Genomic DNA, 24,126 nt, shown 5'->3' on the forward strand with positions numbered 1-24,126 from the left:
CTTTGAGGCGAGCGTTTTCACGCTTGAGTTCTGCGTAATCTGGATCTACGGCTTTGTTCTTGTTTGTCTTGCTCATAGTGCTAGGGGTGCTTTGGTTGGGTAACTCTACACCAAAGGTACGCAACCAATTTCGAATGGTGCGTGTGGTGATGCCGTAGCGCTGGCTGGTGGTGGCGATACTCTCGCCAGTGGCTAGGAGGTCGTCAATGACTCTCCACTTGAAATCTAGGGGATATCCCTTTCGTCCTCGGTTACTTTTTTCTGGTTTCATTGCTGTTGGGGTTGGCTCTCCCAACTGTGTACTATTTCAGGAGAGGACATCATACGTCAGCCCTAATGGTTTCTACCCAAAATGCGGTAGTCCCAAATAAAATGAGTACTTTTGCACCAATTGTTGGATACTAAAGAGAGATCGTCATGTCAAGAACGATAACTATCAAGCGAGGCTTGGATCTCAAGCTCCAAGGGACTGCGCCCCGCACCCTCCTGTCTACTCCTTCCTCTGGCGGGACATCGACCTATGCGTGGGTCCCCGATGATCTGCCTGGGCTAACCCCCAAGATGAAGGTGCATGTGGGAGATCACGTGGAGGCGGGGGATCCGATCCTCTACGACAAGCAGTTCCCAGATATATGGGTTACAGCACCTGTCAGTGGCGAGCTAGTCGCCATAAACCGTGGTGCCAAGCGCAAGATCATGAGCGTAGAGATACGCCCCGATGAGACACAGACACAGCACACCTTCTCTGTCGATGGACTACTCGAGGGTGATGCGAACCAACTCAAGACGCTACTTCTACAGTCGGGCCTATGGACGCTGATTCGACAGAGACCTTACGACCGTCTTGCAGATCCTGCGATAGCTCCACGAGATATATTTGTCACAGCACATCTGACAGCTCCACTAGCACCTGAGATAGACTATCTACTAGAGGGTCGTGAGGAGGAGCTACGTATAGGACTCCGTGCTCTATCACGACTCACTGAGGGCAAGGTCTATGTGGGCGTAGCTCACGACTGCTCCCTGACGCTCCCCGCCGAGGTGGAGGGCGTAGAGGTACGAGGCCCGCACCCTGCTGGTAACGTAGGCGTACTGATAGATCATATAGCTCCGATCAATAAGGGCGAGACGGTCTGGACGCTGCGGGCCACGGATGTGGTACTCATAGGTCGCCTCTTGATGACGGGGCATGTGGACTACACACGTCGCATTGCCATCACAGGTAGTCACGCTGCAGAGCATGGCTACATGGATCTACTCCCTGGCTGTCGTATAGAGAGCCTCGGCAAGTTGGCTCAGGAGAGCTGCAAGACACGTGTCATAGCTGGCGATGTGCTGACAGGCACTCAGCTGACGGAGGAGCGTCCTTTCTTCCCGATGAGCTGTGACCAGATCACGGTCATCCCTGATGGGTCTGATCGTGACGAGCTACTTGGGTGGGCTATGCCTCGCCTAGGAGACTTCAGCCAGAGCCGTACCTATCTGAGCTGGCTGATGCCTCGCAAGCGCTATACGCTAGACGCTCGTCTCAAGGGTGGTAAGCGTGCGATGATCATGAGTCACGAGCTGCAGAGCGTCTTCCCGCTAGACATTTATGCGGAGTATCTGCTCAAGGCGATTATAGCTTTTGACATTGACAAGATGGAGGAACTCGGCATCTATGAGGTGGCACCCGAGGACTTCGCCCTGTGCGAGTTCGTCGATACCTCCAAAATGGAGCTGCAGCGCATCGTGCGTCAAGGTCTAGACCTACTATATAAGGAGATGAACTAAAAGAGTAGCCTCACGGGGATGGGCGGAAAAGGCTCCATCACCGTCGGGCTAAGGACTATGACTACTATATTATATGTCACTAAAAGATAGATTCAACAAGCGACGCTCCCTCTTTGAGCCAGGGGGTAAGCTGCATGCGTTTCACTCGCTCTTTGATGGGTTTGAGACCTTCCTCTATGTGCCGCATACGACAGCGGCTCCACAGGGAGGGGTGCATGTACACGATGCGATAGATAGCAAGCGCGTCATGAGTACCGTGGTGCTGGCTCTAGTACCTGCGCTACTCTTCGGTATGTACAATGTGGGACTCCAGCACTTCATCGCGATCGGTCAGACGGCTGGCTTCTGGTCGATGTTTTGGTTTGGATTCTTAGCTGTACTGCCTAAGATCGTGGTCTCCTACGTGGTAGGACTGGGTATCGAGTTTGCCGTAGCACAGTGGAAGCATGAGGAGATCCAAGAGGGTTACCTCGTGACTGGTATGCTCGTGCCGATGATTGTGCCAGTCGATACCCCGCTCTGGATGATTGCTGTGGCGGTCGCCATGTCAGTCGTCTTCGCCAAGGAGGTCTTCGGCGGAACGGGCTACAACATCTTCAACGTCGCACTTGTGACTCGTGCTATCCTCTTCTTCGCCTATCCAGCAGCGATGACTGGAGACAAGGTCTTCGTTCGCACGGAGCCTATCTTTGGCTTCGGAGGTGGTGGCGACATGGCTACAGCTGCTGTCGATGGCTTCTCAGGGGCTACTCCTCTAGGTCAGGTGGCTACGGCTGGCGATACGCTCCCGACGATCGTTAACACGATAGGCGAGCCCTCTACCCTATGGGACGCCTTCTGGGGCTTTATCCCAGGCAGTATCGGAGAGGTCTCGACCTTTGCCATCCTACTAGGAGCTATCCTGCTCATCTGGACAGGCGTAGCTAGCTACAAGGTGATCGTGAGTGGGGTAGTGGGAGCAGTGCTGATGACGCTCCTCTTTAACGCGATCGGTACGACCGCTGCCATGCAGCTTGACGTTGCGCATCACCTGCTCTACGGTGGCTTTGCCTTCGGTCTTGTCTTCATGGCAACCGACCCGGTAACCTCGGCACGCACCGAGACGGGCAAGTGGATCTTCGGACTCCTCGTGGGTGTCATGTGTGTCTTCATACGTGTCCTCAACCCAGGCTATCCTGAGGGTATGATGCTCGCGATCCTACTGATGAACGTCTTCGCACCGCTCATCGACTACGTCGTGGTAAACAAAAATATCTCTAAGCGCAAGAAGCGCTGGGAGATGGCTTCTAAACATTGATCATTCTTACGACTATGAATAGAGATAGTAATAGCTACACGATCCTCTACGCAGCCATCATGGTGGTCGTAGTCGCAATAGCTCTAGCGCTCACGGCTGTGGCTCTACGCAAGCCTCAGCAAGAGAATGAGCGCATTGACAAGATGCAGCAGATACTACGTGCTGTACATCTAGAGCCTACCAAAGATCAAGTTATCCCCACCTACACAAAGGTGATCAAGCAGGAGCTTCTAGTCAATGGTCAGGGTGAGGTGATCGCTACTTTCGAGGGTGATCAGATCGCTCAGAATGAAGCTTTCCAGATGAACACGGCCAATCAGTTTAAGCTCCGCTCGCAAGATCCCACTCTCGGACTACCCGTCTACGTAGCAGAGGTGGAGGGCCAGCAGCTCTACATCTTCCCGATGGATGGCGCTGGTCTATGGGGCGCTATCTGGGGCTTCCTGGCTGTACAGGCTGATGGCTCGACCGTCTATGGCGCTGACTTCTCGCACGCTGGTGAGACACCAGGACTAGGTGCTGAGATCGCGACGAAGCACTTCTCCAAGGAGTTCGTCGGCAAGCAACTATACCGTGACGAGCAGTTTAAGTCTATCGCCGTCGTCAAGCACGGTCGCTCGCTCGATGACCAAGACTACGTGGACGGCATCTCAGGCGGTACGCTCACGAGCAATGGTGTCAACAATATGCTCTGGAGCTCTATCCACGAGTACCTCCCCTACATCGAGCAGATACGTGGAGCTCAAGCAGTAGCAACAGAATAAATCAGAAGAGAGAGTAATCTAAGCTATGAGTAAGATAAGTAATAAAGAGGTGCTCCTAGGGCCTCTCAATAAGAATAACCCAGTCACCGTACAGGTGCTCGGTATATGCTCTGCGCTGGCGGTCACCGCTCAGCTCAAGCCCGCTCTAGTGATGGCTCTGTCGGTGACGGTGGTCGTCGCCTTTGCCAACGTAATCATATCGCTACTGCGCAACACGATACCTAATCGTATCCGTATCATCGTACAGCTGGTGGTCGTTGCTGCGCTTGTGACGATCGTCAACGAGGTCCTCAAGGCCTATGTCTACGATGTCTCTAAGGAGCTGTCGGTCTACATTGGTCTGATCATTACGAACTGTATCTTGATGGGTCGTCTAGAGGCTTTTGCCTTGGCGCATGGTCCTAAGGCTTCCTTCCTCGATGGTATCGGCAACGGTCTAGGCTACGGCCTCGTCTTGGTGATCATCGGCTTCGTACGTGAGCTCCTCGGTAGAGGCTCTCTATTTGGCTTCCAGATCATCCCGCAGGCCTGCTACGATATGGGCTACGTCAATCACGGCTTGATGATCATGCCGCCGATGGCGCTCATCGTCCTAGCCTGCATCGTATGGATACAGCGTAGCAAACTCAAGGATCTACAGGAGAAGTAATCCTCCCCAACTCCATATAATCTCACACTTCATAGATAAAGTCTAAGCAATGGATTATCTAAGTCTGTTTTTCAAGTCGATCTTTGTCGACAATATGATCTTTGCCTACTACCTAGGTATGTGCTCTTACCTAGCTGTATCCAAGGATGTCAAGACCTCACTGGGATTGGGGCTAGCAGTTACCTTCATTCTCACCTGTACGCTACCGATCAACTACCTCCTAGAGACCTACGTCTTTAAGGCGGGAGCACTGTCGTGGCTCGGTGCGGAGTTCGCTTCGGTCGACCTGAGCTTCCTCTCGCTCATCGTCTTTATCGCCGTCATCGCCTCCTTTACACAGCTGGTCGAGATGGTCGTCGAGCGATACAGCCCCTCGCTATACAACTCGCTCGGTATCTTCCTTCCGCTCATCGCTGTGAACTGTGCGATCCTCGGTGGCTCGCTCTTCATGCAGCAGCGTGACTTCATCAATACGGGCATGGCAACCGTCTATGGACTCGGCTCTGGCATCGGCTGGATGCTCGCTATCGTCGGCCTAGCTGCCATCCGTGAGCGACTAGCCTACAGCAATATACCGAAGCCCCTCAGAGGTTTTGGCATTACGCTCATCGTCACAGGACTGATGGGCATCGCATTCCTCAGCTTCTCAGGTGTCAAACTCTAATCGCCTACAGATATGGATCAAATGACCTTAATAATAGTATCGAGTGTAGCGGTCTTCCTCCTGGTCGTACTGCTCCTCGTCGTGGTACTGCTGGTGGCTAAGAGCAAGCTCATCCCCTCTGGCAACGTACATATCAATGTCAATGATGTGAAAGACCTAGAGGTGCCGATGGGCGGTACACTGCTCAACACGCTACAGAGCCAAGGCATCTTCCTATCCAGCGCTTGTGGCGGTAGTGGTAGCTGTGGACAGTGCCGCTGTCGCGTCGTCGAGGGCGGAGGCGAAATACTTGCCACGGAGAAGGGCTTCTTCTCTCGCAAAGAGCAGATGGCGCACTGGCGTCTCGGCTGTCAGACGAAAGTCAAGGAGGATCTCAAGGTGATCGTCCCCGAGAGCGTCTTTGGCGTCAAGGAGTGGGAGTGCGAAGTTGTATCCAACAGGAACGTTGCAACCTTCATCAAGGAGTTTGTCGTCAAGCTTCCCGAGGGCGAGCACATGGACTTCAAGAGCGGTAGCTACGCTCAGATCAAGATCCCTAAGTACGAGGTCAAGTACAGCGACTATGTCGTCGAGGATCAGTTCCGTGGCGACTGGGACAAGTTCAATATGTGGAGCCTCACGGCAAAGAACACCGAGGAGACCGTCCGCGCCTACTCTATGGCCAACTATCCTGCCGAGGGTAACATCATCACCCTCAACGTACGTATCGCCACTCCGCCGATGGATCGCGTGACCCACACCTGGCAGAAGGTACCCGCTGGTATTGCCTCCTCTTACATCTTCAGCCTCAAGCCTGGCGACAAGGTGACCATGAGTGGTCCTTACGGAGACTTCCACATCCACGAGGACTCCGACGCCGAGATGCTCTACATCGGAGGTGGTGCTGGTATGGCTCCGCTACGTGCTCAGCTACTACACCTCTTCCTCACCGAGCACACGACCCGCAAGGTCTCCTTCTGGTACGGAGCACGCTCACGCAGTGAGATCTTCTACGAGGAGGACTTCCGCGCTATCGAGCGTGAGTTCCCGAACTTCTCCTTCCACATCGCCCTCTCGGCACCGCTGCCTGAGGACAATTGGACTGGACTCACGGGCTTCATCCACCAGGCCATCTACGACAACTACCTCAAGGATCACGAGGCTCCTGAGGACATTGAGTACTACATGTGCGGACCTGGGCCTATGTCGGCAGCAGCCATCAAGATGCTGGACAACCTCGGTGTACCGCCTGAGCAGATCAACTACGACAACTTCGGCTAAGGTGCCTCAGCGCCAATCCGCAATAGAATAAAGACAAGGCGACAGCGCATGATCCCAGTAAAATGGAGGTGTGTTGTCGCCTTGACTATATGGAGTAGTTACCCTCTTAACAGTGCTTGCAAAGCAAGAAAAATTGAAAAGGTCAAAAGAAATACCGCTTTTGACAAGTCAAATCACCCTAAAGAATTAGTTTTTTTGAAATGAAACTCGTAACTTTGCCCCATAGAAATAATTGAAACTGTAGCCAAACCACTTACTTATGATACGAAAGATAGTGATTACAATCGGCCTAGTCCTCACTCTAGGACTTGTAGCCTCGGCACAGCGAGTTGCTCTCAAGCACAACTTCGCTTATGATGCCCTCCTCACGCCCAACCTCTCACTAGAGTTTGCGATGGGCAACAAGTTTACCTTCGACACGCAAGTCGGGTGGAACTCATTTGTTTTCAACCTAGATGCTAGCAAGCCCAACTACAGCACGACTAAGTGGGCTCACTGGATGGCGCAGCCAGAGCTTCGCTACTGGTTCTGCGATGTCTTCAATGGATGGTTCCTCGGTCTACATGGACATGTGGGTCAGATGAACGTAGGAGGTGTCAACATCCCCTATCCCATGATTTTGGAAAACAAAGAGTCCGTCATGAAGGACCATCGCTACGAAGGCTGGTTCTACGGTGGTGGTCTCAGCGTAGGCTACCAGTGGGTACTATCGACACGCTCTTCGCTCGAGTTCTCGCTAGGCGCAGGATATGCTCGCATACTATACGACAAGTACCCCTGCACACGTTGTGGCACGAAAATCGATGAGGGCAAAGCTAACTACGTCGGACCTACGAAGGCAACAATCTCGTACGTCTTCTTCTTCAAGTAATCGTCAGTAGCACATCTAATAATACAGACACAAAGACTATGAATATCAAGATATCCCGCTTACTCATACTCTTCTCGACGCTACTATTTGCCGTCGGAGGGACACTATGTGCTCAGCAATTCTCCAAGGCGGAGGAGACTCAGACGATTGCGCTATCAGCACAGCACCACACCGTCACACGCGACATCAACCGCAATATCCTACACATCGACCTAGACGTGGCACCCTATGCCTCTGTACGTGCACAGCAACTGCTACGCATTACCCCCGTCTACGTCTCTGCCGATAGGAGCAAGGAGATCCGCTTTGACAAGATCTATGTAGCAGGCTGCTCTCGCTACAAGACTATCAAGCGTCAGCACGATCTATACAATGCAGATGCTCTCGTCAAGGAAATCTACTCACGCCCCGAGGGGTCTGTCTATACACGAGGCACCAAGGATCTACCCCACATGGTCTATGAGCGTCCCTTCGAGAGCTGGATGGCTCGCGGACACATGGAGCTAGAGATAGAGACCTATAGCTGTGGCAACTGTCCTAAGGGTACACGCTTAGCTCAGGGTGACCCACAGTCTATCACGGTGTTTGGACCAGATGACTATAAGTACAACTATATAGAGCCTGCAGCTACAGCCTTCAAGGAGTATGCTGAGAGCTTTGATGCCAACATACAGTTCGTCGTAGATAAGCACGACCTCCGCAAGGACTTCAAGAACAATGCCTCCGAGCTAGCACGTCTTGATGAGTTTGTCAAGAAAGCTACCAAGATCGAGGGTGCTGAGCTTCACACCGTCTATATCTATGGTTACGCATCACCCGAGGCACCCTTTGACTACAACCTAGCACTCTCTGATCGTCGTACCAAGACACTCTACAACTATGTCCAGAACACGCACAAGGCGCTCTTGAGCAAGGTTGAAGTAGTTGCCGAAGGCAAGGGTGAGGACTGGGATGGTCTACGCAAGCTCGTAGACGCTAGCAACATGGCCCAGCGCCAGACTATACTGGACATCATTGACAAGTACAGTACTGATACAGAGCGTGAGGCTGACATCAAGGCTCTCGACGGTGGCAAGGTCTATCGCGACCTGCTAGACAATTACTATCCTAAGCTCCGTCACACTACCTTTACGATGAGCTATCGGGTACGTCCCTTTGAGGTTTCTGAGCTAGCGCACATCTACTCGACCAACTCTAAGCTGCTAAGCCTCAGCGAGCTCTATACACTAGCTAATCAAAAGATAGCAGCTGGCGCAAGTCCTGTAGCCATCTATCGCACAGCTTATGAGCAAAACGCAAACGATCCTATTGCTAAGCTCAACTATGCCAATGCGCTCCTTCAGTATGACAAGAACGCCAAGGAGGCTTACAAAGTCCTCTCAACCATACAGTCAGACTCTCGCGCTAAGCTCCCCACAGCTATCGCACTCGATATGATGGGACGCAAGGCTGAGGCTGAAGCACTATACTTCAAGAAGTAATAGTTGAGGATGAGAGATACTATCACTAGCTGGTAGTATCACACAAACAAGGCACCTCCATCAGGACGACTTAGGTCTTCCTGTGTGGAGGTGCCTTTCTTTTGCTAGTTGGTGCATTCCTACAGCGGTTACACGTCCCGTGCGTTTCTACAGCATGCTACTCGTATCGCTCTAATCTCTAACTTCTAATCTCTATCCTCCAGAGCTGACGCATTATAAAAAAACAAGCTCGTTTCATTTCCTACCTAGGAATTTGCCAAATAAGTACCTGGAAATTTGCCCAATTCCTACCTAGGAAATGGACAAATTCTTCGGAGGAATCAAATGAAACTTCGGAGGAATCAAATGAAACTTCGGAGGAATCAAAAAATAAGTCCGAAGAATTTGCCCATTTTCTAGGTACTTATTTGGGAAATTCCTAGGTAGGAATTTAATTCCTCGGGAGAAAGGCGTAATCAGAGAGGATCCGTAGACACTCTGTAGCGATACTCGAGCCATGTATCCCTAGTTCTCGCCATGTGCAGCTCCTAGACGGCTGATTATAATGCGTCAGTCCTGCTCTACCTTCGATGTCCTTGTTTTTCTGTACTTTTGTGCTAGTAGAGGTGTGAGGCATATGGTGCTTCGGTCTCTACGATACAAGCTAAAGATAGATATAGAAATTAGGTAGCATCAGATTATGTACAGAACGCATACGTGTGGAGCTCTGCGTGCCTCTGACGAGGGCCTGCAGGTGACGCTCGCCGGTTGGGTCGCTAAGATTCGTCGCATGGGAGCTATGACCTTCCTCGACTTACGTGATAGATATGGCATTACGCAGATCTTCTTTGACGAGTCGCATCAGGAGCTCCTGAGTGAGGTGGGGCGTGAGTGGGTTATAGCGGTCAGTGGTACCGTACGCCTGCGCAGCAGTGTCAATGAGAAGATTCCCACGGGGCAGATCGAGATCCTCGCAGACAGCATGAAGGTGCTCAACCGTGCCGACACGCCTCCCTTTACCATCGAGGATGTGAGCGACGGTGGCGATGATCTACGTATGAAGTACCGCTACCTGGACCTACGTCGTAGACCTGTGCTGAGCAATATAGAGCTGCGTCACCGTATGACGATGGAGACGAGACGCTATCTCGATGGGCTTCACTTTCTAGAGATAGAGACGCCGATGCTGATCGGATCGACTCCTGAGGGTGCACGTGACTTTGTGGTGCCTAGTCGTATGAACCCTGGGCAGTTTTACGCATTACCTCAGTCGCCACAGACCTTCAAGCAGCTCCTGATGGTAGCGGGCATGGACCGTTACTTCCAGATCGTGAAGTGCTTTAGAGATGAGGATCTACGTGCCGACCGTCAGCCGGAGTTCACGCAGATAGACTGCGAGATGAGCTTCGTGGAGCAGGACGACATCTTGAGCACCTTCGAGGGGCTGGCGAAGCATCTCTTTAAGGAGATCCGCGGCATTGACCTCCCTACGCCACTACGCCGCATGACTTGGTATGAGGCTATGGACCGCTACGGTAGCGACAAACCCGATCTGCGCTTCGGCATGGAGATCGCAGAGGTTACCAAGACGATCCAGGGACATGGCTTTGGCGTTGTGGACGACGCTGAGTACATCGGTGCTATCGTGGTCACGGGCAAGGCGGACTACACGCGCAAGCAGATCGACCAGCTGACCGACTTCGTCAAGCGTCCACAGGTGGGTGCCAAGGGGCTACTCTGGCTACGCTATCAGGCTGATGGAACGATGAAGAGTAGCTTCGACAAGTTCCTCACGGCCGACCAACTCAAAGCACTTGCCGACCAACTATCTATGCAGCCAGGCGACATTGCGCTCCTCATCTCAGGGGGCAAGCGTGCTGCGCAGAAGCAACTAGGCACGCTACGTCTACACGTCGCCTCCGAGCTGGGGCTGATGAAGCCAGGGCACTACGAGTGCCTCTGGGTAGTTGACTTTCCACTACTCGAGTGGGACGAGGAGACGCAGCGTTACTATGCGATGCACCACCCCTTTACGGCACCTAAGCCAGAGGATCAAGATCGTCTCGAGAGCGACCCCGGTAGCGTCCGTGCCGATGCTTACGACATGGTGATCAACGGTGTCGAGGTGGGCGGTGGCTCTATCCGTATCCACGATGCGGAGCTACAGGCAAGGGTCTTTGCGGCACTAGGCTTTACGAAGGAGCGTGCCGAGGAGCAGTTTGGATTCTTGATGAATGCCTTTAAGTATGGCGCACCTCCTCACGGTGGTATCGCCTTTGGCTTGGATCGCTGGGTATCGCTCATGGCTGAGCTAGACTCGATACGTGACTGTATCGCCTTCCCGAAGAATAATTCGGGCCGTGATGTGATGATCGATGCCCCCGCACGACTAGATCCCGAGCAGCTCGACGAGCTACACCTGACGGTGCGAGAGACACTATAATATATAAGGAGTCCTTATGGTCACGATAGGAGATGTAGTTCGTACGATAGAGGAGTGCTACCCGCTGAGCTATCAGGAGAGCTACGACAACTCGGGCCTTCAGGTGGGCGATGTGACGCAGCCACTGCGTGGCATCATGCTGGCTGTGGAGACGACCGAGGCGGTCCTCGAGGAGTGCCTGCAGCGTGGGTGCAACCTGCTCGTATCGCATCACCCGATTCTCTTCCGAGGACTTAAGCGGCTTACACCTGCGACCTATCAGGAGCGTTGCGTAGCTTTTGCCCTGAGAAACAATATCGCTATCTACGCTTGTCACACTTCGGCAGACAATGAGATGAGCCAGGGTGTGAATCATTATCTGGCTAATCTGATCGGTCTCAAGCGTGAGGGGCGACGACCGATGATGCCTCAGCGAGGACGCTTTTACAAGCTACAGACCTACATCCCGCACAGCCACGCTGATGCGCTACGCACCGCTTATGAGAAGGCGGGGGTTGGTTCGCTCGGCGGTTACACGGGCTGTAGTTACAGTTGCTCGGGCGTAGGGCGCTTCCGTCCAGGAGCTGAGACTCACCCGACGATCGGTACGCATGGCGCCATGGAGGCGGTCGAGGAGGAGATGATCTCCGTGCTCGTGCCACAGGAGCGACTATCGCAAGCGATCACGACGCTCGTAGCGACGCACCCCTATGAGGTGCCAGCCTACGAGGTGATCCCGATCGTGATGGATCACCCAACGAGCGGGCTAGGTGTCGTTGGCGAGTTGCCGAGCGAGATGTCTCCGCAAGAGTTACTCGAGCGCCTAGCTACGCTGCCCGCTGTGGAGCGTATCGCTCACTCTAATCCCCCCACGCAGCCGATTCGTCGCGTAGCACTCTGTGGCGGTAGTGGCGGCGGTCACGAGTTCATCGGAGAGGCACTGCGCTCAGGCGCAGAGGTCTATATCACAGGCGAGGCAAAGTACAACGATTATCTCGACGTGCAGGGTCATCTCTGGCTGATCACGCTGGGACACTTCGAGAGTGAGTACTGCACGCGCACGATGCTCTATGATGCGTTGTCGGATAAATATCGTAACTTTGTCGTCCATACGTCAGATGCTGACACCAATCCTATTCACTATTTCTAAGCAATACCATCTATGAGTATTAATACAACGACCCACGAAGTAGCCGAGCGTAGTATCAGGGAGAAACTCATCGCCCTCAAGCGTCTACAGGAGACGCTCACCAGTATTGACAAGATCAAGCTGTTGCGTGGCGAGCTTCCCCAAGCTATCGAAGACCTAGCGGACGAAATCGAGGGACTGAAGACACGCTTAGAGAAGTACAACGCTGCTGCCAAGAAGCTCACGCAGTCAGTCAGCGGTGAAAATCAAAAGATCGCTACGGCAAACGATAAGCTCGCAGTGCTCAAGGAGCAACTCAATGCGGTGAGCAATAACCGCGAGTATGAGCATCTGTCGCGAGAGATCGAGTTTCAGGAGCTTGAGATACAGCTCGCACAGAAGCATATCCGCGAGTTCAACGCAGAGCTCCAAGGTCGCAAGGATGACATTGCCAAGCTCCAAGAGCGTATCAAGGAGCGTGAGGAGGATCATCAGGCTAAGAGCGAGGAGCTAGAGCAGATCATCGCCGAGACTCGCATCGAGGAGGAGCAGCTCCGTGATCGTGCCAACGAGCTAGAGTCACAGATCGACGAGCGTATTCTTAAGGCTTTCCTACGCCTTCGCAAGGGCGCTACCAACGGACTTGCCGTGGTCCCCGTAGAGCGTGAGGCTTGTGGTGGGTGCTTTAACCATATCCCACCACAGCGTCAGCTAGAGGTCAAGCTCCACAACAAGGTCATCGTCTGCGAGTATTGCGGTCGTGTACTCATCGATCCAGACATCGAGAATGAGCCAGTAGAGGAGCAGTCTGAGACGAAGGCTGATACAAAGAAAAAGGAGACTAAGAAGGCTACCGCCACCAAGAAGAAGGCTACAGCTACTAAGAAGACTGCAGCTAAGAGTACTAAGAAGGCTGCCTCTAGTAAGGATAAAGAGGACAAGTAAATCTTCCCTTTCCAGCGACGAGCCTCTTCGGACGACCTGTCGCTCTTCTCTCCCTTTACGACATTCATCCCTCGCACTGTGTCTCAGCGACGTACGCTACTCAATCATGCTTTGGTGCATCAGATGCGTCGCACGATCGAGCAGTATGATCTGCTAGAGCGGGATAGCGAGCGGGTGGTCATCATAGCCCTCAGCGGAGGTGCCGACTCGACGGCGCTTCTGTGGGGGCTTTCGCTTTTAGGCTACCGCTGTGTGGCGGCGCATTGCAACTTTCACCTGCGAGGCGACGAGAGCGACCGTGACGAAACGTTTGTCTCAGAACTTTGTGAGCAGCTGGGGGTGCCGTTAGAGCGCGCTTCCTTTGACACTTACGGATACGCTGCTACGCACCAGGGGGTGAGCGTAGAGATGGCGGCGCGGGAGCTGAGATACCACTTCTTCGACGAGCTGTATGAGCGGTACGATGCGCAGAGTATCGCCTTAGGACATCATCTGGAGGACAATGTGGAGCAGCTCCTGATCAATCTCTCCCAAGGGGCTGGCGTACGAGGACTACGGGGCATGCTCCCCACGCGTGAGGAGGGGAGGTATATTCGTCCGCTCATCGACACGCCGCCTCGTCTTATCTACGACTTCTTGCGAACGGCTGGACAGCCTTTTGTGACGGACTCGACGAATGCCGATACAACCATACGGCGCAACTTCGTCCGGCACACGTTGCGCCCACTCTTTGACCAGTTGAACCCCTCCTTTGACCAGGCGGTCGCCTCGACGATCCATATCCTGCGAGATTTGGAGCAGTTGCAGGACTACTATATAAGGAGTACCCTCCCCGCAGACGCGAGCCAGCCGCTAGAGATCGCCTGGCTTCGTCAGCAGATAGCTCCGCTGGCACTTCTCTACAGCCACTTCGCGACCATCGATTGTGATCGCTTGGTATTACAGCAGCTCCTTATGGACTGCGCACAGCCTGAGCGTGCCGACAGCTATGCTCGCTACGAGGGACGCGGCGGGATCATCGAGCGTTATCGGGGGTATCTGACAGGCACGACGAGTGAGACGCTGGCTCATCTGGAGCAGGCGACGAGCTTTTGCCTAGAGCTGCCCGCTATGGCTAGCTGGCAAGCGGGAGCCGTGCTGGATCACCCGCTAGGATCGATAAAGATAGCGGTACACGACTCCTCGGAGACACCACCGCCTGCGATTCGGACACTCACGCCTTACAGCTATTTGGCCGACTACGACCAACTTCTGTCGATGGCGCCTCAGCTACAGCTTAGAGCCTCTACCGATGGCGAGCAATGGATCGCACCGCTCGGCCTGAAAGGACGCAAACCATTGGCGAAGCTCCTGCGCGACGCCAAGCTCCTACCCTCACGCAGAGCGGCTACGGTGCAACTCATCGACAGCCACACAGGCACTACGCTATGGCTGGTCGGCCTCTGCCGTAGTGCTGACTACCAGCTCACGCCACAGACCCGTCGCTGGGCGGAGATAACCTTCACCCCTACATTGTCAGATCCCTTTGCGAGGCACACAACACCTCACACGATAGCTCGTTAGCCGTTTATTTTGTACTTTTACAGCTAGAACCGACTTATAAAGCATGACGAAGACCTTTCCCATGATCGCCAAGACGCTCCCTGGGCTGGAGCCAGTATTGGAACAAGAATTGATAGCCCTCGGTGCGGACAATGTACAGATAGGACGTCGCATGGTCTCCTACGAAGGAGATCTCAAGATGCTCTACAAGTCCAATCTGCACCTACGCACAGCGCTTAAGGTGCTGAGACCCATCTATGAGTTTGACGCGGAGGATATAGACATCCTCTACACGACGCTGCTCCACTTCGACTGGAGCCAGTGGCTCACGGCCGATATGACCTTTGCGGTCGATGCGGTTGTCTACTCATCGACCTTCAAGCATAGTCGGTACGTCGTCTACAAGACGAAAGACGCTATCGTCGATTACTTTAGAGAGCAAACGGGTGGCACGAAGCGCCCCTCGGTCAAGCTCTCGAACCCGCAGCTGATCTTTCACCTACACATCGCCGAGCAGCATGTGACGCTCTGCCTGGACTCGTCGGGCGAGAGCCTACACAAGCGGGGATATCGTATGGAGCAGGACCGTGCTCCTATCAACGAAGTGCTCGCTGCGGGCATCCTGCTCAAGGCGGGCTGGCATGGGCAGTGCGATCTGATGGACCCCTTCTGCGGGTCGGGCACCTTCCTCGTGGAGGCTGCGCTGATCGCTACGGGTACGCCTCCAGGCATCTACCGTGAGAGCTATCCCTTCGAGCGGTGGCCAGACTTTGATAGTGAGCTCTGCAGTGAGGTGTACAACGACGACTCGACGGAGCGCTCCTTCGACTACCATATCTACGGCTCGGATCTCTCGCCTCAAGCCATTGCCAAGGCTAAGCGCAACGTCACCCGCTCGGGTATGTCTCGCTACATTGACCTCTCCGTGGGCGACTTTGCCGATCAGCACCTGCCTCATCCCGAGGCTGAAACAGAACCTAAATGTCTGCTCGTGATGAACCCGCCTTACGGGGAGCGTCTCTCGGACTACGACCTCGAGCAGCTCTATAGTATGATCGGTCGTACGCTCAAGTTCCAGTTCGCAGGAGCTCAGGCGTGGATCATCGCTCATCAGGCGGAGCACTTTCACGCCATCGGTCTCAAGCACGATCTGCGCGAAGAGCTCTACAATGGGTCGCTACCCTGCGAGTTGCGTGGCTATACGCTCTTTGAGGGCAAGCACAAGGAGTACAAGGAACAGATCGCTCAGCGTGGTGAAGAGGCTCCTCAGCGTAGAGAGCGTGGCGAAGCGTTTCACCGTGGTAAGGGTCAAGAGCCCCGCAGACATCGAGCTGGGCACGACAAACCCGCCTACAGCAAGGGACGTGACAATGGCAAGCCCGCACATCGTGGCACACAGCGTACGAAAGGACCCCGCCCCGCTGGCTCCTCTAGCTCTGGCTATAAGGCCAATATCCAAACCTTCGGCAGCGACGAGACCTTCGTCCATGAAGCTGAAGCAAACGACAACGAATAAGTAACATCTATCACGCCATACTGATCTATGAATAGCACATTGCGTCACTACGCTCTATGGTTCTTCGGAGTTCTTACGTTAACGCTCACACCACTCCTACAGGGACAGACGAAGCAACCGCTAGACCTGGAGACCGTCACCTATGGAGGCAAGACCTTCCGCTCACTCTTCTACCCGAAGCCCGTCTACGGCCTCGCTTGGTTGCAGAGTGGCTACACCTATACGGTAGAGCCAGGTGACTACGGTAGAGAGGGCTTGAGGAGCCTACGAGTCTACTCTCCGACGAGAGCACAGGAGCAGACGGTCCTCACGCAGGATGAACTCGTCCAGCTCCTCAAGCCCTACGACGACACCAACGAGCTCTATCCTCTGGTTGCTTACGACTTCACCTCGCAGTGTCACTACCTAGAGGTGGAGCTGTCCAAGGGACTTTACCTAATAGATGTAGAGCAAAAGCTAATCGTCGGATACTTCGCCACTGGTGACAGCGAAAAGCGCGCTTCGCTCCTCAGCCCTAACGAACGCAACCTAGCGGTCAAGAGCGAGGAGGGCACACTCCTTATATATACGCTACAGCCCGCCGGGAGCAAACCTCAGGCTCCTACGCTAGTCGCTACGGACGAGGCGGAGGCTGCAGTCGTCTATGGCGAGTCTGTTCACCAGAACGAGTTCGGCATTGACGGTGGACTCTTCTGGAGTCCCGACAGTCGCCAGCTCGCTTTCTATCGTATGGATCAGTCAATGGTCGCACCTTATCCCATCGTTGACATGACACCCCACAAGGCGGTCGTCCAGCCCGTTCGCTACCCGATGGCGGGGACCCCTTCGCACCATGTGACGCTAGGAGTCTTTCATCTAGAGAACCAGCAGACCACTTACCTAGAGACTGGTGGCGACCCCGAGCATTACCTGACCAATGTGGCGTGGCACCCCAACAGCCAGAAGGTTTACATAGCAGAGCTCAACCGTGGTCAGGACCATCTTTTCCTCAACGGGTACGATGCCCAGACGGGAGCGCACACCGAGACGCTCTTTGAGGAGACCGATGCGCACTATGTCGAGCCACAGCGCCCGATGATGTTTGTCCCTGGGAGCCGAGGCGAGCAGTTCGTCTGGGAGTCCCGTCGTGAGGGCTATCGCCAGCTCTACCTCTACAGCAGCACGGGCAAGCTCATTCGCAAGCTCACCGACATAGAGGGCGAGGTGACTGACATCTACGGCTTCGACCCCAAGGGCGAGCGCATATACTTCCAGGCTGCTTACCCCTCCCCACTCGAGCGACACATCTTCGCCAGTGAGCTCAAGCGCGGACGTACCATACAGCTAAGCAAGGTGGCTGGCACGCACGAAGCAACCTTCAGCCCAGACAAGCAGTACTATATAGACCAGCTGCAGAGCGCCACCATCGCTCGCTCCGTCATGCTCCATGACTGCAACGGGCTACAGCTCCGTCTCATACACCAAGCGCCCGATCCCTGGCGCAAGCTAGATATGCCCAATATCACCGTCGGCACGCTCCTAGCGGCTGATGGCAAGACCGAGCTTTACTACCGCCTTATCACGCCGTCACACTTCGACGAGCTGAAGGAGTACCCCACCATCGTCTACGTTTACGGTGGCCCGCATGCTCAGCTCGTCACGAATACGCCACAGTGGGGCGCTTCGGGCTGGGATCTCTACATGGCACAGCAGGGGTATATCATCTTTACGCTGGACAACCGCGGTAGCGCTCAGCGAGGCGCCGCCTTCGAGCAAGTCATCCATCGTCAGGTCGGCACCGCCGAGATGGCCGATCAGATGAAGGGTGTCGAGTACCTCAAGAGCCTCCCCTACGTGGATCAAAACCGCATCGGTGTGTACGGCTGGAGCTTCGGAGGCTTCATGACTACCAACCTCATGCTCACCCATCCCGAGACCTTTAAGGTCGGTGTCGCTGGCGGTCCCGTCATGGACTGGTCTCGCTACGAGATCATGTATGGCGAGCGCTACAACGACGCTCCCCAGGACAATCCTGAGGGCTACCAGCGCAACAACCTCATCGAGCGTGCCCAAGACCTCAAGGGGCGTCTCCTCCTCATCCACGGAACCTCTGACAATGTGGTCGTCTGGCAGCATGCCCAGGCCTTTGTCAAGGCGTGCGTAGATGCTAAGACCTACCCCGACCTCTACTACTACCCAGGCCACAAGCACAACGTCATCGGCCCCGACCGTGTGCACCTCAACTATGTCATAACCCGTTACTTCCAGGAACACCTATGAGCCTTATCTATCCCAACACAAAGCAAGACGAAAAGAAGTCTACAGACGCTGAATTTATGAAGTACGCTAAAATCGAAATGGTAAAAGCTCCTCAGACCGTCCTCCTTCTCGGTAGCGGTGGTCGTGAGTGCGCCATGGCGGCTGCCATAGCTGAGAGCAAGCTACTCAGGAAGCTTTACATAGCTCCAGGCAATGCAGGAACCGCTGCTTACGGGACCAATGTCCCTGACCTCAATCCCGCCAAGCATGAGGCGGTCAGCCAGTTCATCGCCACCCACGGGGTCACCCTCCTCGTCTGTGGCCCCGAGGCTCCGCTCGTCGATGGGCTCGTCGACTACCTGCAGGAGGATGCCCGCCATCCCGACCTGCTCATCGTCGGTCCCGACAAGGCTGGCGCCCATCTAGAGGGTAGCAAGGAGTACAGCAAAGAGTTCATGCGTCGTCACGGCATACCGACAGCTAGCTACGAAACCTTCGGCCCTCAAGACATAGAGGAGGCTGAGGCTTTTCTCGATCAACTCTCCGCACCTTTCGTACTCAAGGCAGACGGCCTAGCAGCTGGCAAGGGAGTTCTCATTTGCCAAGACCGTGAGGAGGCGGAGCAGGGACTAGGTCAACTCTTCAGCGGTATGTTTGGTAGTCGTGGTCAGCGCATCGTCATTGAGGAATTTCTCGAGGGTATCGAGTGCTCCGTCTTCGTCGCCACCGATGGTACCGACTACTGCGTCCTGCCCGTTGCCAAGGACTACAAGCGTGTCGGCGATGGCGACACAGGTCCCAACACCGGCGGTATGGGAGCCGTCAGTCCCGTGCCTTTTGCCGATGAAGCCTTCATGCAGCGTGTCGAGGAGCGCATCATTCGCCCCACGCTAGAGGGCTTGCAAGAGGAAGGCATACAGTACGTCGGCTTCCTCTTCATCGGATTGATGAATGTCGCAGGCGATCCCTACGTCATCGAGTACAACTGCCGTCTAGGCGACCCCGAGACCGAAGTCGTACTGCCACGCATCGAGAGCGACTTCCTCGAGCTACTCATCGCCATGGCGACAGGTCAGGTAGCCCAATACAACCTAGCAGTCTCTCCCGAGGTGGCTATGACGCTCGTCCTCGTCTCCAAGGGGTACCCGGGACACTACGAAAAGGGCTTCCCGATTCAGCTCCCAGAGCCAGTAGAGGGTATACGCATCTACCACTCAGGCACGGCGCTCGACGAAGGGGGACACGTCGTCACCAACGGTGGACGCGTCCTCGCCATCACGGCACGAGGCACCACCATCCAGGAGGCTCAGAAGGCGTGCTATCGCACCGCACCGCAGATTCTCTACGAGGGCAAGAACTACCGCCACGACATCGGCAACGACCTCTTGTAGAGCCACACATCCATCACCAACCTCAACCAATAGTAGGGGGAGTAGGACTCATAGTCCTGCTCCCCCTTTTGATTATCTGTTAGGCGCTCTAGACTTGGCGTTGCGCCCTCGGCGCTAGAACCAGCGGATGCGCTTGAAGATCCAGAAGGCGATCCCCGAGAAGATCAAGCAGACCACCATGATCCCGACGAAAGCCAACGGATGTGCTGCCATCGGCAGGTCCACGTTCATACCGTACAGTGAGGCGACCAGCGTAGGAAGCATCAGAATCATCGAGATACTGGTCATGCGGCGCATGATCGTGTTGATATTGTTGTTGATGATCCCGCCGAAAGCATCCATCGTGCCATTCATCACATCGCTGTACACGTTGACCATGTTGTACGCTTGGTTTAGCTCGATCGCCACGTCCTCAGCCAGATCCGTATCGTACTGCTCGTAGTGGCTCACCTTAAAGCGTCCGATGACCGACTCATTACCACGTATGGACGTGTTGAAGTAGACGAAGCACTTCTGCAGACGCATCATCTGTAAGAGGTCTTCGTTGCGGATACTCTTCTCGAGCGCTTCCTCGGTTTCTAGGATCAGGAAGCTGATCTGCTTCAGATATTTGAGGAACCACACCGCCGAGCTCATGATGAGCCGAAGGATAAAGTCTATATCCGTGTCGACCGAGATGCCCTTGCGCTGATTGTGCTTGATGAAGTCTGGCATGAGGTCCGTGCGGTGGTAGCAGATAGTGACGATGAGCTGCTTCTCCAGATGCGATATGATACCGACGGGGACCGTGTTGTAAGGGGTTGTACCCTCGGGTGTCTCGATCGGAATACGTATGATGGTGAGTCGCCATCCGTCCTCCTCTTCGGTACGCGGGCGCTCATCGCTATCCGCTGTATCTCCGATGAAACTTTCAGGTATCCCCAGCTCATCGCAGAGATAGTCTATATCCTCCGAGGTGGGCTGCACCACCTTGATCCAGGTGTGTGGCTCTAAGCTGTCTATTTGAGTGAACTGCTGCTTGGGCAGGTAAAACTTCCGCATGATGATCTATGGCTCTTAAGATGTGAATGATGATGGTAACTTAAGAGACCTCCAGTTGCTATGCGGTGCTTAGGTATGTAGATCTAAGCGTAGGATCACCCCATGCAGACGCTAGGGCATAGGCTCCGCAGTAGAGGAGGTCTACAGGAGAGACTTCGAGTCTTACTCGGCGGTAAGGAGTCGTCCATAACGTTGTTGGGATTAATAAGTTTGTGTGATCAGTAAAATGGTGAAGCACAGTCGGCAGACCTATACAATAATATATATAGGCGATCGAGCCACACCTCTACCCCGCAAAGGTACGAAAAAAGAGAGACTAGAGGATTAGAGGTTAGAAGTTAGAGGTTAGAGATTAGAGGTTAAAGGAGACGAGTAACGGCTGTAGGGACTCGACGGAAGTGTCTAGTGGGAGGGTGTCCGTTGTATCAAGAGTTACGGCGTCATGGTTTTAACGGGAACGGACGCATCGTGCGTCCCTACAAAGGTTACTCGTCTCTTCTCCCTCTAATCTCTAACTCCTCCGATCACCCTATTATCGAATATCCACGTGGAAATCGAAAAGTTCCTCCCTTGGAACTGAAAAGTTCCTCCGCTGGAACTAAAGAGTTCCTCCGTTGGAACTAAAAAGTTCCAAAAGAGGAATTGTTTTTGGAACTCGTACACACAACGGAATCAGCACGATAGCAAGACAACGCCAATAGGGATGCACGCGAGTGTCAAGTCGGAGGGCGTCCCTACAGGGTGAAGTCTTCCCCTAATCTCTAACCCCTAAACTCTAATCTCTAAACTCTAATCTCTAACTTCTAATCCCCCCCCCCTCTCCTCCAACAGCTTTCAGGCGAAAAGGGACCTCGTGAGAGGTCCGACGCATCGTAGCCGTCGGTCGGAGGGGCTACAGCCCCGAACGACCGATGGAAAGGTGGACGTGGTAGAAGATCGACCCCTTGTGGGTCGGACTAGACAAGGGCTACAGCTTCAGTCCGACCGCAAGCGTTCGCCTGCTCTCCGTAAAGATGCACGGGACGAGTAACGGTTGTAGGGACGCACGATCTGTGCGTCCGTCCCCGTCAAAGGTTACATTGTCAAGATCGTTCAACAACGGACGCACGGATCGTGCGTCCCTACACAGGGCTACTCGTCTCGCTCTAACCTCTAAACCCTCCGATGGCTCTTGTAAAAAAGGACCTCGCAAGAGGTCCGACGCATCGTAGCCGTCGGTCGGACGGGCTACAGCCCCGAACGACCGATGGAGGCAAGACAGTAGCAGTTTATCGACCCCTTGTGGGTCGGACTAGACAAGGGCTACAGCTTCAGTCCGACCCATTGTTCTAACAGTGATTGTGCAGGGGCTTGGCATATGAAAAAAGGGACTCAATCGCGCGATTGAGTCCCCTTGTGTTTAGCAGCTTTATCAGGCAGTAGCCTATTGCGCTATTGCGAGCTTATAAGTTCCCTTAGTTGTTACTACTAAGTAATTGCCTGCGGGTAGTTGAGCTAGCGACTGAGCAGCTGTACCCTCAGCGTCAGCGACCAACTCAGCAACAGCTACACCTGTCATATCAAATAGGTAAGCTCTCTCGCCTGCCGTCAGTCCAACGACTTGTAGCTCCTTAGTAATCGGATGGAACTGTATCGTCACCTCACTTGACTCTACAGAAGCTATAGAGCGATGAGACTCAGGCAGGATGACACAAGAGAGTGCTAGTTTGCCCGAAGCATCCCATAGACCCATCAGTTTTCTGCCATCCTTTGCAGAGCCTTCACCAACACTGCCTCCTACCGGAAGCTCGACGAAGCAATCCTTGAGTGTGATCGTCTTAGTAGCGATACCACCCTCAACACTTACTTTAGAATTCTCTATCGTTAGGCTAGCTCCAAAGTCAGGATCAAATATGCCAACTCCACCCTTTGCTGTAACAGTCGTATTAGAGATGATTAAGTTAGCACCTTCGCCTAGAGGTGCTATACCCATATGGTTAGAGTCAGTGCTGATACTCTCTAGAGAGCCAGTACCTGTAATGCGTACGGTGCTGTTTATTAAAGCCAAAGCATTACTATGGCTCTCAATATGGTTCTTCCCGATAAGGTTGATCGTGAGGGTATCGGGACCAAACTCATTGATAAAGAGCATAACTATATCGTCCTTAGTCGTAAGGTTTGCATTCTCTAGCGTGAGGGTCTTAGTCTCAGCATCATATCGTATAGCACCATCTCTACCAACACCCTGACCAGCGAGGACGTTCTCTTGGTTCTTTGAGGAAACCTTTACACCATTCACTTCTATTGGATACATCGTTATGCTTCCTGGTAGGATTGTATAGCTCTTTGCTATCTTGCCATCTTGGGCTGCAATACCTTGGTATTTACCAACTTGATCTTCTCCAGAACCAACAAAGGCACCCACAGGTTCTGAAAGATAGCAATCATTGAGGGTAATCTGTTTAAAGGCAGTACCACCAGCCTTTACTGTTGAGTGGTTTATGACCAAGTTAGCATCACACTCTGGATTTTGTAAAGAGCCATTCACTATAAGTGTTGTGCTATCAATAAGCAAGCTAGCAGCAGGACCACCTACGGTAAAGGTTACTAAACGGTCTTCGTTGCCATTAGAGACAGATAGAGAGCCAGTACCCGTAAGACGAACGTTTGAATCAGTTATCCTAATTGTGTTTGTGGCGAAAGCGAGCATGCTGTTTTCTCCGACTAGGCGCACTGTGATAGTGTCGGACTTTGTATTTACAATACTCAATCTAGAACTTTGCTCTCTAGACTTAAGGATTGCGTTGTTTAGCGTGAGAGTCTTAGTCTCAGCGTCATAGCTGACACATCCGTCACGTCCCTCTCCTTTTCCCTCGAGGACGTTCGGGTTGCTCTCTGACAGAGATACGCTAGTCCCCTCCACATAGATATACTGAGATCTAGCGATTGATACATTAGAGAGCAGTAAAGCTACTGGGAGTAGCCATCGCCATAGTAGTCGTTGCTTCATAGTTTAGCAGGTTTGTGTCCCCTCAGACTCCTATGAGAGACGTTGATTACTTAGCCATTACGAAGAAGCGTGGAGTCCGGACTTATCAACTGCTAAACACAGGCTCGTCAGAATTAGCCCTCTAGATACAGTAACGACGAGACAACGGCACCCCACGCAAACCCGTGAGGAAGCC

General features: G+C 53.7%; 18 protein-coding genes. 15 read left to right on the forward strand and 3 right to left on the reverse strand.

Annotated features, from left to right (window positions below):
• Nucleotides 1-271: helix-turn-helix domain-containing protein (locus L215_RS09140; protein ID WP_211247116.1), on the reverse strand; the 271-nt coding region annotated here is incomplete at its 3' end.
• A 146-nt stretch (nt 272-417) separates the two neighbouring features.
• Between L215_RS09140 and L215_RS0101290 the strand changes: the two genes are divergently transcribed.
• From L215_RS0101290 to purD, 15 genes are all read left to right on the forward strand, one after another.
• On the forward strand, nt 418-1,773 hold the full coding sequence (locus L215_RS0101290) for a Na(+)-translocating NADH-quinone reductase subunit A (protein ID WP_025883550.1): 1,356 nt from the start codon (nt 418-420) through the stop codon (nt 1,771-1,773).
• A gap of 73 nt (nt 1,774-1,846) precedes the next feature.
• Nucleotides 1,847-3,070: an NADH:ubiquinone reductase (Na(+)-transporting) subunit B gene (locus L215_RS0101295; protein ID WP_025883549.1), complete on the forward strand. Its 1,224-nt coding sequence runs from the start codon at nt 1,847-1,849 to the stop codon at nt 3,068-3,070.
• A gap of 14 nt (nt 3,071-3,084) precedes the next feature.
• Nucleotides 3,085-3,834 carry an NADH:ubiquinone reductase (Na(+)-transporting) subunit C gene (gene nqrC, locus L215_RS0101300; protein ID WP_025883547.1) on the forward strand — a complete coding sequence of 250 codons (750 nt, stop codon included), beginning with the start codon at nt 3,085-3,087 and terminating at the stop codon, nt 3,832-3,834.
• A gap of 25 nt (nt 3,835-3,859) precedes the next feature.
• Entirely contained in the window at nt 3,860-4,483 is a 624-nt protein-coding gene (locus L215_RS0101305) for an NADH:ubiquinone reductase (Na(+)-transporting) subunit D (protein WP_025883546.1), read from the forward strand.
• A gap of 49 nt (nt 4,484-4,532) precedes the next feature.
• Nucleotides 4,533-5,147: an NADH:ubiquinone reductase (Na(+)-transporting) subunit E gene (gene nqrE, locus L215_RS0101310; RefSeq protein ID WP_007364974.1), complete on the forward strand. Its 615-nt coding sequence runs from the start codon at nt 4,533-4,535 to the stop codon at nt 5,145-5,147.
• 21 nt (nt 5,148-5,168) lie between these two features.
• Entirely contained in the window at nt 5,169-6,407 is a 1,239-nt protein-coding gene (nqrF, locus tag L215_RS0101315) for an NADH:ubiquinone reductase (Na(+)-transporting) subunit F (protein ID WP_027451217.1), read from the forward strand.
• 259 nt (nt 6,408-6,666) lie between these two features.
• A complete protein-coding gene (locus tag L215_RS0101320; RefSeq protein WP_044111567.1) occupies nt 6,667-7,278 on the forward strand; it encodes a DUF3575 domain-containing protein in 612 nt (203 codons plus the stop codon).
• A 38-nt stretch (nt 7,279-7,316) separates the two neighbouring features.
• Nucleotides 7,317-8,759: a DUF3868 domain-containing protein gene (locus L215_RS0101325; RefSeq protein ID WP_025883545.1), complete on the forward strand. Its 1,443-nt coding sequence runs from the start codon at nt 7,317-7,319 to the stop codon at nt 8,757-8,759.
• Nucleotides 8,760-9,438: 679 nt separating this feature from the next.
• Nucleotides 9,439-11,181 carry an aspartate--tRNA ligase gene (aspS, locus tag L215_RS0101330; RefSeq protein WP_027451219.1) on the forward strand — a complete coding sequence of 581 codons (1,743 nt, stop codon included), beginning with the start codon at nt 9,439-9,441 and terminating at the stop codon, nt 11,179-11,181.
• A gap of 16 nt (nt 11,182-11,197) precedes the next feature.
• Entirely contained in the window at nt 11,198-12,310 is a 1,113-nt protein-coding gene (locus L215_RS0101335; protein WP_025883543.1) for a Nif3-like dinuclear metal center hexameric protein, read from the forward strand.
• A gap of 12 nt (nt 12,311-12,322) precedes the next feature.
• On the forward strand, nt 12,323-13,234 hold the full coding sequence (locus L215_RS0101340) for a zinc ribbon domain-containing protein (RefSeq protein WP_025883542.1): 912 nt from the start codon (nt 12,323-12,325) through the stop codon (nt 13,232-13,234).
• Between the two features lie 78 nt (nt 13,235-13,312).
• Nucleotides 13,313-14,797 (forward strand): tRNA lysidine(34) synthetase TilS, encoded by a 1,485-nt coding sequence (gene tilS / locus L215_RS0101345; RefSeq protein WP_025883540.1) that lies wholly within the window; start codon nt 13,313-13,315, stop codon nt 14,795-14,797.
• A 43-nt stretch (nt 14,798-14,840) separates the two neighbouring features.
• Nucleotides 14,841-16,292, forward strand: a complete 1,452-nt coding sequence (locus L215_RS0101350) for a THUMP domain-containing class I SAM-dependent RNA methyltransferase (RefSeq protein WP_027451220.1) — start codon at nt 14,841-14,843, stop codon at nt 16,290-16,292.
• A 27-nt stretch (nt 16,293-16,319) separates the two neighbouring features.
• A complete protein-coding gene (locus tag L215_RS0101355; RefSeq protein ID WP_025883537.1) occupies nt 16,320-18,551 on the forward strand; it encodes a S9 family peptidase in 2,232 nt (743 codons plus the stop codon).
• Nucleotides 18,548-19,921, forward strand: a complete 1,374-nt coding sequence (purD, locus tag L215_RS0101360; protein WP_025883536.1) for a phosphoribosylamine--glycine ligase — start codon at nt 18,548-18,550, stop codon at nt 19,919-19,921. The genes L215_RS0101355 and purD overlap by 4 nt, the downstream gene beginning before the upstream one ends.
• Nucleotides 19,922-20,035: 114 nt before the next feature.
• On the opposite strand, the gene L215_RS0101365 is transcribed toward purD, so the two are convergent.
• Together L215_RS0101365 and L215_RS0101370 are read right to left on the reverse strand one after the other, a co-directional pair.
• A complete protein-coding gene (locus L215_RS0101365) occupies nt 20,036-20,962 on the reverse strand; it encodes a magnesium transporter CorA family protein (protein WP_025883535.1) in 927 nt (308 codons plus the stop codon).
• Nucleotides 20,963-22,385: 1,423 nt separating this feature from the next.
• Nucleotides 22,386-23,255 (reverse strand): hypothetical protein, encoded by an 870-nt coding sequence (locus L215_RS0101370; RefSeq protein ID WP_025883533.1) that lies wholly within the window; start codon nt 23,253-23,255, stop codon nt 22,386-22,388.
• Between the last annotated feature and the right edge of the window lie 871 nt (nt 23,256-24,126).

Source organism: Porphyromonas uenonis DSM 23387 = JCM 13868, assembly GCF_000482365.1.
GTDB classification, from domain to species: domain Bacteria; phylum Bacteroidota; class Bacteroidia; order Bacteroidales; family Porphyromonadaceae; genus Porphyromonas; species Porphyromonas uenonis.

Coding starts and splice junctions, on each gene's coding strand:
- nqrF (WP_027451217.1), top strand. CDS start 5,169: ATGACCTTAATAATAGTATCGAGTGTAGCGGTCTTCCTCCTGGTCGTA.
- L215_RS0101355 (WP_025883537.1), top strand. CDS start 16,320: ATGAATAGCACATTGCGTCACTACGCTCTATGGTTCTTCGGAGTTCTT.
- L215_RS0101370 (WP_025883533.1), bottom strand. CDS start 23,255: ATGTATCCAATAGAAGTGAATGGTGTAAAGGTTTCCTCAAAGAACCAA.
- aspS (WP_027451219.1), top strand. CDS start 9,439: ATGTACAGAACGCATACGTGTGGAGCTCTGCGTGCCTCTGACGAGGGC.
- L215_RS0101325 (WP_025883545.1), top strand. CDS start 7,317: ATGAATATCAAGATATCCCGCTTACTCATACTCTTCTCGACGCTACTA.
- L215_RS0101335 (WP_025883543.1), top strand. CDS start 11,198: ATGGTCACGATAGGAGATGTAGTTCGTACGATAGAGGAGTGCTACCCG.
- L215_RS0101295 (WP_025883549.1), top strand. CDS start 1,847: ATGTCACTAAAAGATAGATTCAACAAGCGACGCTCCCTCTTTGAGCCA.
- L215_RS0101320 (WP_044111567.1), top strand. CDS start 6,667: ATGATACGAAAGATAGTGATTACAATCGGCCTAGTCCTCACTCTAGGA.
- L215_RS0101290 (WP_025883550.1), top strand. CDS start 418: ATGTCAAGAACGATAACTATCAAGCGAGGCTTGGATCTCAAGCTCCAA.
- nqrC (WP_025883547.1), top strand. CDS start 3,085: ATGAATAGAGATAGTAATAGCTACACGATCCTCTACGCAGCCATCATG.
- L215_RS0101365 (WP_025883535.1), bottom strand. CDS start 20,962: ATGCGGAAGTTTTACCTGCCCAAGCAGCAGTTCACTCAAATAGACAGC.
- purD (WP_025883536.1), top strand. CDS start 18,548: ATGAGCCTTATCTATCCCAACACAAAGCAAGACGAAAAGAAGTCTACA.
- L215_RS0101340 (WP_025883542.1), top strand. CDS start 12,323: ATGAGTATTAATACAACGACCCACGAAGTAGCCGAGCGTAGTATCAGG.
- L215_RS0101350 (WP_027451220.1), top strand. CDS start 14,841: ATGACGAAGACCTTTCCCATGATCGCCAAGACGCTCCCTGGGCTGGAG.
- L215_RS0101305 (WP_025883546.1), top strand. CDS start 3,860: ATGAGTAAGATAAGTAATAAAGAGGTGCTCCTAGGGCCTCTCAATAAG.
- nqrE (WP_007364974.1), top strand. CDS start 4,533: ATGGATTATCTAAGTCTGTTTTTCAAGTCGATCTTTGTCGACAATATG.